Raw genomic sequence first — 13,570 nt, forward strand, 5'->3', positions numbered from 1 at the left:
GAGAAGGGGCTGATGTGCTGGCGGTCTGTCAAAGACGATAGCCGCCCGAAACGGCCAGAATCTCGCCGGTGATGAAACCGGCCTGATCTGTGGCGAGGAAGCGCACAGCCTTGGCGATGTCCTCTGGCGTGCCGGGGCGACCAAGGGCTGTCTCCTTTACAAAAGCATCGGTCAATTCCTTGCTACGTGGTTTTTCAGGCGTGTTTATGGCCCCTGGCGCCACCGCATTGACGCGTATCCCCTTGGGGCCAAGTTCTTTGGCCATACCGCGCGTCCAGAGGTTCAGCGCGGCCTTGCTGGCACCGTATGCGACAGCTCCGAGAGGTGGCAGGGCGGCATTGATCGAAGAGATGTTGACGATGGCGGCGCCCGGTTCCAGATGCGGCAATGCTGCGCTGAGCAGTGCCGCCGGGCCGGTCAAGTTGGTCTCGAAGAGGCTGCGATGCGCAGCGATGTCCATCTCGTCGACAGGGGTGGCGACCACCAGTCCGGCATTGTTCACGATGACATCCAACCGCCCAAATCTGCCGATAACCTGATCTACAATGCTCTGAGGACTGTCGGGATGGGTCAGATCGGCCCTGATCGCCAGTATGTCGGGGCCGGTCTGTAACAGCGCGTCGGGATCGGTACTGCGCCAGGTGATCGCGACATCGTGGTCTTGGGCCAGATCCTGCGCGATTGCGCGTCCGATGCCGCGTGCGGCGCCTGTGACGAGGGCGACTCTGCGCATTTTGATCCTCCTGCTCGTGAAGGAAGAAGGGCGCCCCGTGGGGCGCCCGTCAAGCGGATATCGGACCGGCTCAGCTGGCCTTGGCCAGATTGCGCAGCACGTACTGCAGCACGCCGCCATGTTCGATATATTCGATCTCGGGCGCGGTATCGATCCGGCATTTCAGTGTGATGGTCTTCTCGCTGCCATCGCCATAGGTGATGGTGCAGGGCACGTCCTGCAGCGGCTCGACACTGTCCAGCCCGTGGATCGAAACGGTTTCATCGCCTTTCAGGCCCAGTGTCTTGCGGGTGTCGCCGCCGGTGAACTCGAACGGGATCACGCCCATGCCCACCAGGTTGGAGCGGTGGATACGCTCGAAGCTTTCGGCGATCACGGCCTTGACGCCCAGCAGCGCGGTGCCCTTGGCGGCCCAGTCACGGCTGGAGCCCGCGCCATATTGCTCGCCACCAAACACGACCAGCGGAGTGCCCTGATCCTGATAGGCCATGGCCGCATCATAGATCGAGGTCTGCGCGCCATCGGGGCCTTTGGTATAGCCGCCCTCGACCCCATCCAGAATCTCGTTCTTGATGCGGATATTGGCGAAAGTGCCGCGCATCATGATCTCGTGATTGCCCCGGCGTGAACCGTAGGAGTTGAACTCTCGCGGCTGCACCTGCCGGTCGGTCAGATAAGTCCCCGCCGGGGTGGTGGTGGCAAACGAGCCTGCGGGCGAGATGTGGTCGGTGGTGACCATGTCGCCGAGAATCAGCAGCACCTTGGCCCCGTCAATGTTCGAGATCGTGCCAGGCTCCGTCCCCATGCCCTGGAAATAGGGCGGGTTCTGGATATAGGTCGAGGTCGGCGGCCAGTCATAGGTCTCTGCATCGGTGGTTTCGACCGACTGCCATTTCTCGTCACCTTTGAAGACATCGGCGTATTTCGACTGGAACGCGTCGCGGGTCACGGTCTGCTGGACCAGATCGGCGATTTCCTTCTGGGTCGGCCAGATGTCTTTCATAAAGACGTCGTTGCCGTCCTTGTCGGTGCCAATCGGTTCCGAGGTCAGGTCGATATCCATGGTCCCGGCCAGCGCATAGACCACCACAAGCGGCGGTGAGGCCAGATAGTTGGCGCGCACATCCGGGCTGATCCGGCCTTCAAAGTTGCGGTTGCCTGATAGGACCGAGGTGGCGACCAGATCGCCTTCGGCAATCGCTTCGGACAGTTCCGCCTGAATCGGCCCGGAGTTGCCGATACAGGTGGTGCAGCCATAACCCACGAGGTTGAAGCCGACCTTGTCCAGATCTTCCTGCAGGCCAGCCGCCTCAAGATAGGCGCTGACAACCTGCGATCCGGGCGCGAGCGAGGTTTTCACCCATGGTTTTCGGTTCAGCCCCAGCGCAGCCGCTTTGCGTGCCACAAGGCCGGCACCGATCATCACATAGGGGTTCGAGGTGTTGGTGCAGGACGTGATTGAGGCGATCACCACCTTGCCCGATTCCAGCGTGTAATCTTCGCCTTTTACGGCAACTTCCTTGCCCATGGGGCGCTTGAAGGTCTCTGCCATTTCTTTGGTGAAGGCCGCTTTGGCATCGGTCAGCGCCACGTAATCCTGCGGGCGCTTGGGGCCGGAAATCGCCGGAACGATGGTGCCCATGTCAAGGCTGAGCGTATCGGTGTAGATCGGTGCGTAATGAGCATCGCGCCACAAGCCGTTTTCCTTGGCATAAGCCTCGACCAGCGCGATGCGGTCTTCGTCACGGCCAGTGTTGCGCAGGTAGCGGATGGTCTCGCCGTCGATTGGGAAGAAGCCACAGGTCGCGCCATATTCAGGCGCCATATTGGCGATGGTTGCGCGATCCGCCAGCGGCAGACGGTCCAGACCGCTGCCGTAGAATTCGACGAATTTGCCCACGACGCCCTTTTCACGCAGCATTTCCACGACCTTCAGAACCAGATCGGTCCCGGTGGTGCCCTCGACCAGATCGCCGGTCAGCTCAAAGCCCACAACCTCGGGGATCAGCATCGAGATCGGCTGGCCCAGCATCGCGGCCTCGGCCTCGATCCCGCCAACGCCCCAGCCCAGAACCGCGGCGCCATTGACCATGGTGGTGTGGCTGTCGGTGCCCACCAGCGTATCGGGATAGGCGACCTCATCCCCGTTCTGGTCGGTATCGGTCCAGACGGTCTGGGCCAGATATTCCAGATTCACTTGATGGCAGATACCGGTGCCGGGGGGCACAACGCGGAAGTTGTTGAACGCGCTCTGGCCCCATTTCAGGAACTGGTAGCGCTCCATGTTGCGCTCATATTCGCGGTCCACATTCATCTGGAAGGCGCGCGGGTTGCCGAACTCGTCGATCATGACCGAGTGGTCAATGACCAGATCCACCGGGTTCAACGGGTTGATCTTCTGTGCGTCGCCGCCCAGGCCCACGATCCCGTCGCGCATCGCCGCCAGATCGACCACCGCCGGAACGCCGGTGAAATCCTGCATCAGGACGCGGGCCGGGCGATAGGCGATCTCGCGCGGGTTCTTGCCGCCCTGCGCGCCCCATTCACCAAAGGCCCGGATGTCGTCGACCGAGACTGAGAAGCCGTCATCCTCGAACCGCAGCATGTTTTCCAGCACCACCTTAAGCGCGGCGGGAAGGCGGGAAAAATCGCCCAGACCGGCATCCTGCGCGGCGGGTATCGAGTAATAGTTGATGGTCTTGCCATTCACGCTCAGGCTGCGGCGTGTCTTGGCGGTATCCTGTCCAACTTTGATGGGCATCTGATGGCCTCCCTCTCAATTGCGGTGGATTGCGGGATTCGCTGATGGGTATCTGCATCAGGCAGGATCACACTTCAAGGATCAAGCGACCAGATGCAGCATTTTTGTATACCATGGCACACAAATTTGCCAATGGGGAGATGCCGCTCACCGATTTTCAAGAATCCTTGATTCGTCAAACCGCGCGCGGGCCGCTAGATCGAAAGGAGCAAAAAGCCGAAAGCCTTATCATGAAAACCCTGACCGCCAGCCTTGCCATTCTGTTCACCAGCCTCGCCGCCCCGCTTGTGGCCGGGGAAAACCCTGTGGTGGTGGAACTTTATACCTCGCAAGGCTGTTCCTCGTGCCCGCCAGCGGATGCGATGATGCACAAGCTGGCCAAGCGTGACGATGTGATCGGGCTGGCGCTGCATGTGGATTACTGGGACTATATCGGCTGGAAGGACGAATATGCTGATCCTGCCCATACCAAACGCCAGCAGGGCTACGCGCGCAGCGGCGGGCGGACGATGATCTATACCCCACAGATGATCGTTGCCGGGCAGGAGGATGTGGTCGGCGCCCGCGAAGGGGAACTGATGGGCCTGATTGAGGCGCATCGTGCCGCGCCCGACACGGCGATGGTTACCGCAACGCGGGAGGGCGATGCCGTGTCGATCTCGGTCGCCCCTTATGAAGGTGCTGCGCAGGGGACCTATATGGTGCAGCTGGTGCGCTATACGCCGATGAAGCACGCCTCGATCCGGCGGGGCGAGTTGGCGGGGCACGAACTGGATTATGCCAATGTGGTCGAGAGCTGGGATCAGGTCGGGCAGTGGGACGGGGCTGGACCTGTTGAATTGAACGCCGCGCTTGCGGGCGATCTGCCCGCCGTTGTGCTGGTTCAGGCCGCCGGGCATGGCCCGATCGTGGCAGCGACGCGGGTCGACTAAGGGCTCAGGCGTCCTGCACGCCCAGCCCGTACCAGGGCTTCCAGCGGCGGTGAATCCAGAACCACTGGCCCATATGCTGGCGCACCTGCGCCTCAAGATCATCATTGATGTATTGCGTCATGGTTTTGGGGTCGGAATGGGGAACGGGCTCGTTCAGCACGATCTCGAAATCCGCGCCATTGGGCTGGCGGATGGCATAACAGGGGATCATCACCGCTTTGTATTTCATCGCCAGTTCGGCATTCAGCACCGAGGTGACGGCAGGCTTGCCAAAGAACATCAGCTCCTCGCCACCATGGGCGTGCAGGTCTGAAACGATGGCGATGATGCCGCCCTTTTTCAGCGAGCGTACCATTTCCATCATGCCGCGGCGTCCCTGTTCGAACATCGGCTCGCCGGTGCGCAGGAAGGCATCGACATAGGCGTCGTTGAAATAGGGATTGGCCATGCGGCGATAGAGGCAGCCAATGGGCTTGCCGTTGCGCGATTGCAGGGCGATCCGCGCCGCCAGGTAATGGCCGAAGTGAGCGGTGATCATCATCACCGGCTTGCCCTCGGCCAGCGCTGTCTCGAAGGCGGCGATGCCGGGGCCGCTGACCTTGGCGTTTTTCTGGCGCTCGGTGAACTCCTCGGGTGAGAAATGTTCCATAATGGCGCGCCCGGCATTGTCGGGCACGGCGCTGCAGATGCGCTTGAGCTCCGCTTCGGGCAGGTCCGGGCAGACCAGATTGAGGTTGTTTTCGACCCGTTTGCGAAAGCCCACCAGCGGCGAGACCGCCCGCGTGATGCGCCCCATCGCCGCCAGTCTGGCTTCATATGGCAACAACCGCAGGCCTGCGATCATGGCCTGAAGGAACAGGTTCGCGACATAATATCCGGCCAGTTTGGATTTGCTCAGTTCCGACTTTTCTGCGGGCATCCTGCCGTCTCATCGCCTGTTTCTTTTGTTCGATCAAACATATAGACCCGAACTCGCGATCACAAGCGTCACGAATGGCGCGCCGGAGGTCGTCTGGCGGCTGCGCTCAGCCGTCTTCCTCCTCCTCGTCGGGGGACAGCAGCGTCAGGCCGCCCTCCTGTTCCAGCGTGCGGATGGCGGCGACAATGGCGGTCATGGCCTGTTCACCGGCGGCCTGCTTGACCTTGCCTTTCTCGGCCATCTCCTCGCGCAGGGCATCGGCCATGCGGCTGGTCATGTTGCTGAGCAGGAATTCCGCAGTGCTGACATCATCGGGCTCACTGGCCGCCACCAATGCGGTCACCAGCACGTCCTGCTCGACCGCGCGCGCCACGGTGGTGGCATCCTTGGGGGCGATACGCCGGGCGATATCGGCAAAGGTGAACAGAACCTTGCGCACGCAGGTGGCGAAATCGGAATCCTCTTCGTCGAGCGCCGTCAGCACCTGATCGCGGGTGGCGGATGGGGATTGATTGAGTATTTCCCCGACCCGCTTTTCGGGCCGGTCTTCGAAGGCGGTGGGCGGGCGTGTCTCGGACTGCGCCAGCAGCGCGCGACCGATCCGGTCCACCGCGTCGGGCGAGATATGGGTGGTGCGCGAAATCGCGTAGGTGATCCGGCGTGCGACCGGGCCGGGCAGCAGGCCCAGCAACTCGGCGGCCTTGGGCGTGTCGAGCTTTGACAGCAGCACGGCGGCCACTTCGGTGCTTTCGCTCTGGGCGAAACCGGCCAGTTCTGCCGCATCGAGTTTGCGCAGCTTCGGCCAGGGATCACCGGTCTGCTGCACGCCAGCAGCGCGGCGCAGGCGCGCGGCGGTGCCGGGAGCGATCTTGCCATCCATCGCGGTGAGCGCATCTGCGATACCATGCGGGAAGGACAGGCCAACCCCCTCAAGCGCCTCGACAAATTCATGCGCCACCGCGTCCAGCGTCAAGCGGTCGATCAGACCCATGCCCGCCATCTGATGGGTCAGGATTTCCTGCAGATCTTCCGGCAGGTCCTCAATCGGGATATCGGCCCCTTCGGTCAGCAAAAGCCGCACGATCACGGCGGCCTTTTCGCGCCCGTCCAGTCGGCGCGGCACCCGCTTATCGGACGGCGCGTACGCCGCGCCGGGTTCCACAGTGTTCATGCCAAGCGGCATCAAGGCGGTATCGTGCTGCATCTGTCCGCGTCATCCATTGAGGTCTGTCGCGGACAGGATAGGTCAGGGGGCGTAAAGAAACCCTGAAACTCAGTAGCTGTAAGTCAGCCCGGTGCGGATGGCATCGCGCAACGAGACCTCGGCCCAGCTGCCTTCACCGCCACGCGCCTTGATCTCGCGCCATTGAGCGACGGCCAGATCGGTCTTGCCTTCTTCGACAAAACCCTGCGCCATATAGCTGCGCGCCAGAAGATTGTCGGGATTGGCGTCGATCGCCTGCTCATAGAACATGTTGGCTAGGTCGATCTCGCCCATCTTGCGATAGGTGAATCCCCAATAGGTCAGGACCCGGTCATCCTGCTGATCGCGCATCTCGGACAAGGCGGTCTGCGCGTGCTCATACTGCCCATTATAGGCCAGTTCCCGCACCGCGTCATACAGCGAGTCATCGCTGAAATTGGTTTTGTTCGGTTTCAGGCACCGACCCGCATTCTTATCCCAGACGCGACCAAACAGGCATTTGCGGGTGGTGTTGGTGGGCTTGGGAGGGTTTGAGCCGCTGCCTGCGGCCAATCCGGCATGGGGCATTGCAACATAGCTGGGCAGCGCAAGCGCCACGGCGAGAAGGATACGCATCGGGAGACTCCTAATAACAAATCAACTTGGAACCAAGGTAGTGCATTTCATCAAAAGTGAAGCACCAGAATTGATCCCGGTGCTTCAAACTAAGGTGAGGTCTCTGTCAGCTATTTACAATAGGGGCGCAGCTCTGGCTGTCAGCGTCCCAGACTGTTCCGGGCGCACAGGACTGGGTTTGCTGGTCATGGCCATAATTGCAGCCCATCGCCAGCGCCAGGCCGGGCGCAAGGCTCAGCACGGTTGCGGTCATGATGATGCGGAGTTTCATGGTCGCGCTCCTTCCCTGTATCGCAGTTACGAGGCGACCATAACATCTTTTGGGCGACTTGTCGCGGGCTGGTCGCGGGACCGCCGGTATCGGCCGATCCGGGCTGGGGCGAGCGCAGCGGTCACCGCCGGTATTGGCGGTGACACGCCTGAAATCATCAGGCCACGGGCGCCGGGCGGGCCGAGAACACAACGCATTGCGGGTTGCGCAGCCATTCAGCATAGCGCGTGCGCAGGTCAGGGCGCGAATAGGGCAGGTCGCATGCCTGCCAATCAAAGCTCTGCAGACCGGCATCCGTCAGATTCGGTTCCAGCACATCGCGGGTCCAGCGCCAGATTGGACAGCTGAATTCGCCGATACGCATGTGGCTTTCGGGGCCGTCGCTGAAGGTGATATGAACCCCTTCTTCGGCCTGTGCCGCAGAATGATCCGCGTTGGGGTCAATATCGGGGTTCAGGGTCACCATCGCGCAGGTCGCGTTCGGCTTCATATGACGGGCAATGAACCGACCCATGCCGCTGATGGCCTCGGGCGAGTCGGCGTAATGCAGGACATAAAGCCCGGTGACGATGTCGGCCTGCGGCAGTTTGAGCGTCGATTTCCGCAGATCCGCCTGAACGAAGCGGATGCGTTCCCGCATGTGCAGCGGCAGCACCTTGCGCTGATCTCCCGCGCGTTTCAGCATTTCGCGCGAGATATCGACGCCGATCACCGATTTCGCGCCCATCTCAAGCAGCTTCCAACCCAGCCGCCCGTCGCCGCAGCACAGGTCGATCACGGTCTTGCCGTTTGGGTCCCCAATCGTCTCCATCAGCGTATGGGTGGCGAAGAGGTCGCGGTCGTGCTGGTCTGCGGCCCGGACCTCCGTGTTCAGATATGCTTCGGTGTTGTGGTTGAAATACGCCATGGCTTTGTGCCCCTTCTTCGTGCGAGTGTCGCGTCTCAGATGGCGAGGCGGGGCGCAATCACAAGGCGCGCGCATCCGCATGAAGAAGGTTTAACACTGCAGCAATGAAACCTGCAGATGACGGGCCGTGCACCGAGTCGAGAAGGTGGCCCAACCCGATGCTTATGTTCTAGTCTTTGAAGACCCGTTTGAAGATCGTGTCGACATGTTTGGTGTGATAGCCCAGATCGAATTTTTCTTCGATCTCGTCTGGGCTTAGCGCCGCCGTCACATTCGCGTCGCCCAGCAGTTCGGTCTTGAAATCCTTGCCTTCTTCCCAGACCTTCATCGCGTTGCGCTGCACCAGCTTGTAAGCGTCCTCGCGGCTGACACCGGCCTGGGTCAGGGCCAGCAATACGCGTTGGCTCATCACCAGGCCGCGGAACTTGTTCATATTGGCGATCATGTTTTCTGGGTAGACCACCAGCTTATCGATAACGCTCGTCAGGCGTGCCAGCGCGAAATCGAGCGTGATCGTCGCATCAGGGCCGATATTGCGCTCGACAGAGCTGTGAGAGATGTCGCGTTCGTGCCAGAGCGCCACGTTTTCCATCGCCGGAACAACCGCCATGCGCACCAGACGGGCCAGACCGGTCAGGTTCTCGGTCAGGACCGGGTTGCGCTTGTGCGGCATCGCTGACGAACCCTTTTGGCCTTTTGAGAAGAATTCCTCGGCCTCCAGTACTTCGGTGCGCTGCATGTGGCGGATTTCGGTGGCCACGTTTTCGATGGACGAGGCCACAACGCCGAGCGCGGCAAAGAAGGCGGCATGCCGGTCGCGCGGGATCACCTGCGTGCTGATCGGTTCCGGCTCAAGGCCCAGCTTGGCGCAGACATGTTCCTCGACCGCTGGATCGATATTGGCGAAGGTGCCGACCGCGCCGGAGATTGCGCCGGTTGCGATCTCATAGCGGGCTTTCTCCAGCCGGTTCAGGTTGCGGTCCATCTCGGCATAGAAACGGGCGAAGGTCAGACCCATCGTGGTGGGCTCGGCATGGATACCATGGCTGCGGCCGATACGCACCGTGTCTTTATGCTCATAAGCGCGTCGCTTCAGGGCGGCGAGCAGCCCTTTCATATCCTCGATCAGGATATCTGCGGCGCGGGTGAGCTGGACGTTGAAACAGGTGTCCAGCACGTCGGAAGAGGTCATGCCCTGATGCACAAAACGCGCCTCGTCGCTGCCCACATGTTCGGCCAGATGGGTCAAGAAGGCGATCACGTCATGCTTGGTCACCGCTTCGATCTCGTCAATGCGGGCCACGTCAAATTCCACATCCTTGGCTTTCCAGACGGCCTCGGCATTCTCGCGCGGGATCACGCCCAGATCGGCCATCGCATCGCAGGCATGCGCCTCGATCTCGTACCAGATGCGGAACTTGGTCTCGGGCGACCAGATGGCGACCATATCGGGACGGGAATAACGCGGGATCATTGGCAGCGGCACCTTTTTGTGATTGGCATGCGGATACGGGGCGGGTCATAGACCCGTGATGACGCGCGGACAAGGCAGGAGAGTGGATATGAGGCGGTTTGCCCTGATTTTGGCGCTGGTGCCGGGCAGTTTGGCTGCGGAAGAGTTCCGCATGCTGAGCGGGGACGAGATTCTGGCCGCCTTAACGGACCGCAAGCTGACCTATGAGGGTGGCGCGACGCAGATATTCGAGTCATCAATGCAGACGCAGTATTTTTCGAACGGTCCCAGCACTGGCAGATGGGCGGTGCGGGGGGATCAGTATTGCTCGGTCTGGCCGCCCTCGGATATCTGGGCCTGCTATAATATCGAACAGAAGGGTGATGTGATCCGCTTCATCGGCGCGGGCGGCGACCTGACCGACGGGACCTATGTGGAATGAGCCTGCCGCAGAGCCTTGGTGACTTCGCTGGCAATTGGCGCATCACGCGTGAGATCACCGATGCGAAGGCCGGGCAGGTGTTGAGCGCCGAGGGCACCGCCTCACTGGTCTGGGAGGGTGGCGCGCTGCTCTATGACGAGGCGCTGCGCCTGCAAGTGCCCGGGCAGGCGCCGATGCAGGCCACACGGCGCTACCTCTGGCAGCAGGGGCAGGGCGGCATCGACATTCGCTTCGAGGATGGTCGGTTCTTTCACCATCTGGCGCTAAGGCAGGACAGCCCACGCGATCATCACGATTGCCCGCCCGACAGCTATGACGCGGCATATGACTTTAGCGACTGGCCCCGCTGGTCGGTGGTCTGGACCGTCTCGGGGCCGCGCAAGTCTTATGTCATGAAAAGCCTTTATGCGCGGCTGCGGGGCAGCTAAGCGCTACTTCTTCGCCTCAAGCGCGCTTTGCCAGGCGCGATCGGCCTTGTCCCAGATCTCTTTGACCCAATCCGCAGGCCACATGAACTGGCGCAGATATCTCAGCTTTCGGTGCGATTTCAGCGACCGCTTGATATGCTGCCAGGGCGGCAGGAACGCGTAACTGGGATGGTAGCGCCCGGCAATGGCGTCCGGCGGGTTGAGCGAGCCCGCAAAGATCACCACGCGCGTGCCTTTGGGCGGGCGCGACGGCTTGAAATAGTTCAGCGGGAAGGTCGGGATGCACTCGATCCGGAAATGGCGCACCCAGCCGCTTGGCCAGAACTTGATCCCGTTTGGAGCGTTCTTGGTGACGAAATGCTGCTCAAACCGGTATTTATCCGCAACGGCTTGAGGGTCGGCGGCAAATTGCGCCTGCAGCGGCGCCAGCGCCCCGACAGGCATGCGATAGATCGAGGTCTGCCCCAGCTTGTGCAGCGGCTTGGTGATGTTGCGGGCGAGGACGACATCCTCTTCCGAACCGAACTCGAAAAACGGGTCCAGCGACCCGGTGATAACCACATCCAGATCGAGGAACAGGAATGGCCCCTTCAGATCGCCCAACTCAGGCGCCCAGAGGCGTGATTTTGGCCATTGACCGATGGTGCGTTCGGGCATGAAGCCCGGCATTTCGGGCAGATCAAAGCAGACAATGTCGGGATGAACCCCCTCGCGCGTGTCGGTGAAGGCGACAAAACGGAAAGGCGGCGTGATATTGGCGCGTACCATCTCATAGAGACGATTGATGTAAGGCGCGCCGTATTTCGTGCCCCAGTTGATGCATACGATCTGCTTGTCCATGAGGGCAGGGCTAGCAGCCGCCCTGCGTTTCAGCAAGAACGAAAGATGGCGGGCGCGACCGTGCGCGCCTTGCGCCATGGCACGGTGTTTCCAGCGATATTAAACATTTACAGGTTGCGCTTGACGGTCAATGATCACGTTAACCGATTAACGAAAGTGAGTTTCATGCGACCTGCCAAAACGCTTCTCCGCCGTGCCATTTGCGCCGCGCTTCTTGCGGGGCTGCCCGGTGCCGCGCTTGCGGATATGCCCCTGACCTATGAAAGCGACGGGCGGGCCCTGTTCCGGCTGAGCGCCCCGGATTTCTGGCAGGTGCGCGCCGGAGGCCCCCGTGCCATCACCGCCCCCGAAACCGGCGAGGCGCGGCTGATCAACCGTGTGATCGGGATGGAGCCGGTGGCGGACAAAGGCGTCTGGGTTGGCTTCCTGTCACCCAACGGCATCAGCACGCTGGATCAGGCCGAAGACTATCTGGCGGGTATCGGCAGATCGCTGGTCAAGGAACCAGAGGTGACCGAGCGCACATCCATCACATTGGGCGGGCTGCCAACCCACCGCATCACCGGAATCGGGCGGCGCGATGGGCGGGCTGTCAGCTTCACCGCCCTTTTGATCGATCTGCCCACCAACCGGGTCGCGATCTCGCTTGCGGTGATCGAGAACGGGGCGAACCCGGAATTGGTCAACGATGTAAATGCGATCTACAGCTCGTTCCGGGCGATCAGGTAAGGAGGGTAAGATGTTGAAAAAGCTTGTTCTTGCTCTCGGGCTTCTTGGTCTGGCGGGCTGCGATGGTGTCTATGTCGGGGCCAGCACCGGCGGTTATTACGATTCGATGCTGTGGAACGACTATTACTACGGCTATCCGCGCCCGCCTGATCAGCCGGATCGCCCCGATCGGCCCGAGCGTCCTGATCCGCCGAACCGACCGGTGCCGCCCATCGCCAAGCCGCCAATTGCACGCCCGCCCGTGGCAAGACCGCCGGTCGCGCGTCCACCGGTGCACCGCCCGCCGGTGGCCCGCCCGATGCCCGCGCGCGGCGGGCGGCGTTAGGTGACCCCGAGGGTTGGGCCATGCGCTCCGCTTGAGCCCGAGGCAACTGTGCGAAGCGTGGCGATCACCTCACTGCGGTGACCAGTTCGAGCATTGCGGCGTATCCGCACCCGGCGGGCGGTAGGAAATACAGTAGTAGCGCGCGCTGCTCCTTGTGTTTGCTGCTGCCGCGCCGGTCCAATCGTGTTGCCCCTCGCCTCCAACCCAGATGTTGATGAATATCTTCTGGGGAAGGGACGGGATCGGAGCGTCCTCAGTGGTTACGTGCAGCAATTCCCGCCCGTCTACATACCAGGTCAGGCTGTCAGGTTGCCAATCAAACGCATAGAGATGCGGCCCCTCGGTGGCGTCAAATCCAAGATCGACCGCCTGACCGGGTTTCTTCTCGCCCTCAACAAAGGCGGTCAACCAGACCTCGGTTGTGTTTCGCCCCAGAAACTCAAAGTCGATTTCATCATGCGGTGTCTCGAAATGCGGGCCCGTATAGGTGAAAAAGGACGACACGACCCCGTCCCCCGGGGCAGCTGTCATGATCACCTCATAGCGACCGAAGGAGGTCTGCTGACGCAGCTGTACCTCGCCACCTTGATAGGATTTTCCGGTGCTGGATGGCGCGGGCGAAAGCGATAACACAAGCGCGCCATCCTTCGGATCGTACTCCACCGCGTCGCGGGTCCAGACCGTGTCGAGCCATGAGGCTTCGTTGTTGTATTTCGAGATGTACCACCTGTCAGAATTCAGATCATCCCCGTAGGAAATGAACCCCGTCTCCGGCGTTTCGGCGTGATTTGATGTTGTTTCCGCAGCGAGAGGGGTGACCAGGGCAAACATTCCCACAGTCGCATTCGAGAAAAATCTGGATAAAAGCATAGAAACGCATCCCAAGTGAACATCACAAAACAACTGGTTCGGCATCCATGAGGATGCCAATCCGCATCGATCATTATATAGGCCCAACTGCATCCCAGGTCTGCGCCTTTGTCACATTGCAAGTTTGATCCTCGCCTAAGT

The 13,570-nt window shown here is 61.1% G+C and carries 15 protein-coding genes; 5 read left to right on the forward strand and 10 right to left on the reverse strand.

Features of this window, described 5'->3' with window-relative positions:
- Window positions 1–28: 28 nt before the first annotated feature.
- Window positions 29–733 carry an SDR family NAD(P)-dependent oxidoreductase gene (locus Q5Y75_RS01430; protein ID WP_306193652.1) on the reverse strand — a complete coding sequence of 235 codons (705 nt, stop codon included), beginning with the start codon at window positions 731–733 and terminating at the stop codon, window positions 29–31.
- Between the two features lie 70 nt (window positions 734–803).
- Window positions 804–3,494 (reverse strand): aconitate hydratase AcnA, encoded by a 2,691-nt coding sequence (acnA, locus tag Q5Y75_RS01435; protein WP_306193654.1) that lies wholly within the window; start codon window positions 3,492–3,494, stop codon window positions 804–806.
- A 230-nt stretch (window positions 3,495–3,724) separates the two neighbouring features.
- Here acnA and Q5Y75_RS01440 point away from each other — a divergent pair, with 230 nt between their 5' ends.
- Window positions 3,725–4,426 (forward strand): DUF1223 domain-containing protein, encoded by a 702-nt coding sequence (locus tag Q5Y75_RS01440; RefSeq protein ID WP_306193656.1) that lies wholly within the window; start codon window positions 3,725–3,727, stop codon window positions 4,424–4,426.
- Between the two features lie 4 nt (window positions 4,427–4,430).
- Here the strand turns inward: Q5Y75_RS01440 and Q5Y75_RS01445 are convergent, their stop codons facing one another.
- The 6 genes from Q5Y75_RS01445 to purB form a co-directional block, all read right to left on the reverse strand.
- The gene (locus Q5Y75_RS01445; protein WP_306193657.1) at window positions 4,431–5,345 is read right to left on the reverse strand and encodes a lysophospholipid acyltransferase family protein; all 915 of its coding nucleotides are present in this window, start codon (window positions 5,343–5,345) and stop codon (window positions 4,431–4,433) included.
- A gap of 106 nt (window positions 5,346–5,451) precedes the next feature.
- Window positions 5,452–6,549: a flagellar motor switch protein FliG gene (locus Q5Y75_RS01450; RefSeq protein ID WP_306193658.1), complete on the reverse strand. Its 1,098-nt coding sequence runs from the start codon at window positions 6,547–6,549 to the stop codon at window positions 5,452–5,454.
- Window positions 6,550–6,618: 69 nt separating this feature from the next.
- Window positions 6,619–7,164 carry a tetratricopeptide repeat protein gene (locus tag Q5Y75_RS01455; protein WP_306193660.1) on the reverse strand — a complete coding sequence of 182 codons (546 nt, stop codon included), beginning with the start codon at window positions 7,162–7,164 and terminating at the stop codon, window positions 6,619–6,621.
- A 106-nt stretch (window positions 7,165–7,270) separates the two neighbouring features.
- The gene (locus Q5Y75_RS01460; protein ID WP_306193661.1) at window positions 7,271–7,435 is read right to left on the reverse strand and encodes a hypothetical protein; all 165 of its coding nucleotides are present in this window, start codon (window positions 7,433–7,435) and stop codon (window positions 7,271–7,273) included.
- A gap of 157 nt (window positions 7,436–7,592) precedes the next feature.
- Window positions 7,593–8,342 (reverse strand): class I SAM-dependent methyltransferase, encoded by a 750-nt coding sequence (locus Q5Y75_RS01465; RefSeq protein WP_306193662.1) that lies wholly within the window; start codon window positions 8,340–8,342, stop codon window positions 7,593–7,595.
- Between the two features lie 169 nt (window positions 8,343–8,511).
- Window positions 8,512–9,816 carry an adenylosuccinate lyase gene (gene purB, locus Q5Y75_RS01470; protein ID WP_306193663.1) on the reverse strand — a complete coding sequence of 435 codons (1,305 nt, stop codon included), beginning with the start codon at window positions 9,814–9,816 and terminating at the stop codon, window positions 8,512–8,514.
- Between the two features lie 88 nt (window positions 9,817–9,904).
- Between purB and Q5Y75_RS01475 the strand changes: the two genes are divergently transcribed.
- The gene (locus Q5Y75_RS01475) at window positions 9,905–10,237 is read left to right on the forward strand and encodes a hypothetical protein (protein WP_306193664.1); all 333 of its coding nucleotides are present in this window, start codon (window positions 9,905–9,907) and stop codon (window positions 10,235–10,237) included.
- Entirely contained in the window at window positions 10,234–10,665 is a 432-nt protein-coding gene (locus tag Q5Y75_RS01480; protein WP_306193666.1) for a DUF6314 family protein, read from the forward strand. Before Q5Y75_RS01475 ends, Q5Y75_RS01480 begins: the two co-directional genes overlap by 4 nt.
- Window positions 10,666–10,668: 3 nt before the next feature.
- Here Q5Y75_RS01480 and Q5Y75_RS01485 read toward each other — a convergent pair whose 3' ends face one another.
- Window positions 10,669–11,505: a glycosyl transferase gene (locus Q5Y75_RS01485; RefSeq protein WP_306193667.1), complete on the reverse strand. Its 837-nt coding sequence runs from the start codon at window positions 11,503–11,505 to the stop codon at window positions 10,669–10,671.
- A gap of 165 nt (window positions 11,506–11,670) precedes the next feature.
- On the opposite strand from Q5Y75_RS01485, the gene Q5Y75_RS01490 reads away from it, so the two are divergent.
- Complete coding sequence (locus Q5Y75_RS01490) at window positions 11,671–12,234, forward strand: hypothetical protein (RefSeq protein ID WP_306193669.1); 564 nt, start codon at window positions 11,671–11,673, stop codon at window positions 12,232–12,234.
- 10 nt (window positions 12,235–12,244) lie between these two features.
- The gene (locus Q5Y75_RS01495) at window positions 12,245–12,559 is read left to right on the forward strand and encodes a hypothetical protein (protein ID WP_306193670.1); all 315 of its coding nucleotides are present in this window, start codon (window positions 12,245–12,247) and stop codon (window positions 12,557–12,559) included.
- Between the two features lie 69 nt (window positions 12,560–12,628).
- On the opposite strand, the gene Q5Y75_RS01500 is transcribed toward Q5Y75_RS01495, so the two are convergent.
- On the reverse strand, window positions 12,629–13,429 hold the full coding sequence (locus Q5Y75_RS01500; RefSeq protein WP_306193671.1) for a family 16 glycosylhydrolase: 801 nt from the start codon (window positions 13,427–13,429) through the stop codon (window positions 12,629–12,631).
- Between the last annotated feature and the right edge of the window lie 141 nt (window positions 13,430–13,570).

It is taken from the genome of Ruegeria discodermiae, assembly GCF_030758345.1.
Lineage (GTDB): Bacteria > Pseudomonadota > Alphaproteobacteria > Rhodobacterales > Rhodobacteraceae > Ruegeria_C.

What these genes read in the sequence shown, in the direction of transcription:
- Q5Y75_RS01475 (WP_306193664.1), top strand. Translation starts at nt 9,905, where the DNA reads ATGAGGCGGTTTGCCCTGATTTTGGCGCTGGTGCCGGGCAGTTTGGCT.
- acnA (WP_306193654.1), bottom strand. Translation starts at nt 3,494, where the DNA reads ATGCCCATCAAAGTTGGACAGGATACCGCCAAGACACGCCGCAGCCTG.
- Q5Y75_RS01440 (WP_306193656.1), top strand. Translation starts at nt 3,725, where the DNA reads ATGAAAACCCTGACCGCCAGCCTTGCCATTCTGTTCACCAGCCTCGCC.
- Q5Y75_RS01450 (WP_306193658.1), bottom strand. Translation starts at nt 6,549, where the DNA reads ATGCAGCACGATACCGCCTTGATGCCGCTTGGCATGAACACTGTGGAA.
- Q5Y75_RS01455 (WP_306193660.1), bottom strand. Translation starts at nt 7,164, where the DNA reads ATGCGTATCCTTCTCGCCGTGGCGCTTGCGCTGCCCAGCTATGTTGCA.
- Q5Y75_RS01495 (WP_306193670.1), top strand. Translation starts at nt 12,245, where the DNA reads ATGTTGAAAAAGCTTGTTCTTGCTCTCGGGCTTCTTGGTCTGGCGGGC.
- Q5Y75_RS01490 (WP_306193669.1), top strand. Translation starts at nt 11,671, where the DNA reads ATGCGACCTGCCAAAACGCTTCTCCGCCGTGCCATTTGCGCCGCGCTT.
- Q5Y75_RS01485 (WP_306193667.1), bottom strand. Translation starts at nt 11,505, where the DNA reads ATGGACAAGCAGATCGTATGCATCAACTGGGGCACGAAATACGGCGCG.
- Q5Y75_RS01445 (WP_306193657.1), bottom strand. Translation starts at nt 5,345, where the DNA reads ATGCCCGCAGAAAAGTCGGAACTGAGCAAATCCAAACTGGCCGGATAT.
- Q5Y75_RS01480 (WP_306193666.1), top strand. Translation starts at nt 10,234, where the DNA reads ATGAGCCTGCCGCAGAGCCTTGGTGACTTCGCTGGCAATTGGCGCATC.
- Q5Y75_RS01500 (WP_306193671.1), bottom strand. Translation starts at nt 13,429, where the DNA reads ATGCTTTTATCCAGATTTTTCTCGAATGCGACTGTGGGAATGTTTGCC.
- Q5Y75_RS01465 (WP_306193662.1), bottom strand. Translation starts at nt 8,342, where the DNA reads ATGGCGTATTTCAACCACAACACCGAAGCATATCTGAACACGGAGGTC.
- Q5Y75_RS01460 (WP_306193661.1), bottom strand. Translation starts at nt 7,435, where the DNA reads ATGAAACTCCGCATCATCATGACCGCAACCGTGCTGAGCCTTGCGCCC.
- purB (WP_306193663.1), bottom strand. Translation starts at nt 9,816, where the DNA reads ATGATCCCGCGTTATTCCCGTCCCGATATGGTCGCCATCTGGTCGCCC.
- Q5Y75_RS01430 (WP_306193652.1), bottom strand. Translation starts at nt 733, where the DNA reads ATGCGCAGAGTCGCCCTCGTCACAGGCGCCGCACGCGGCATCGGACGC.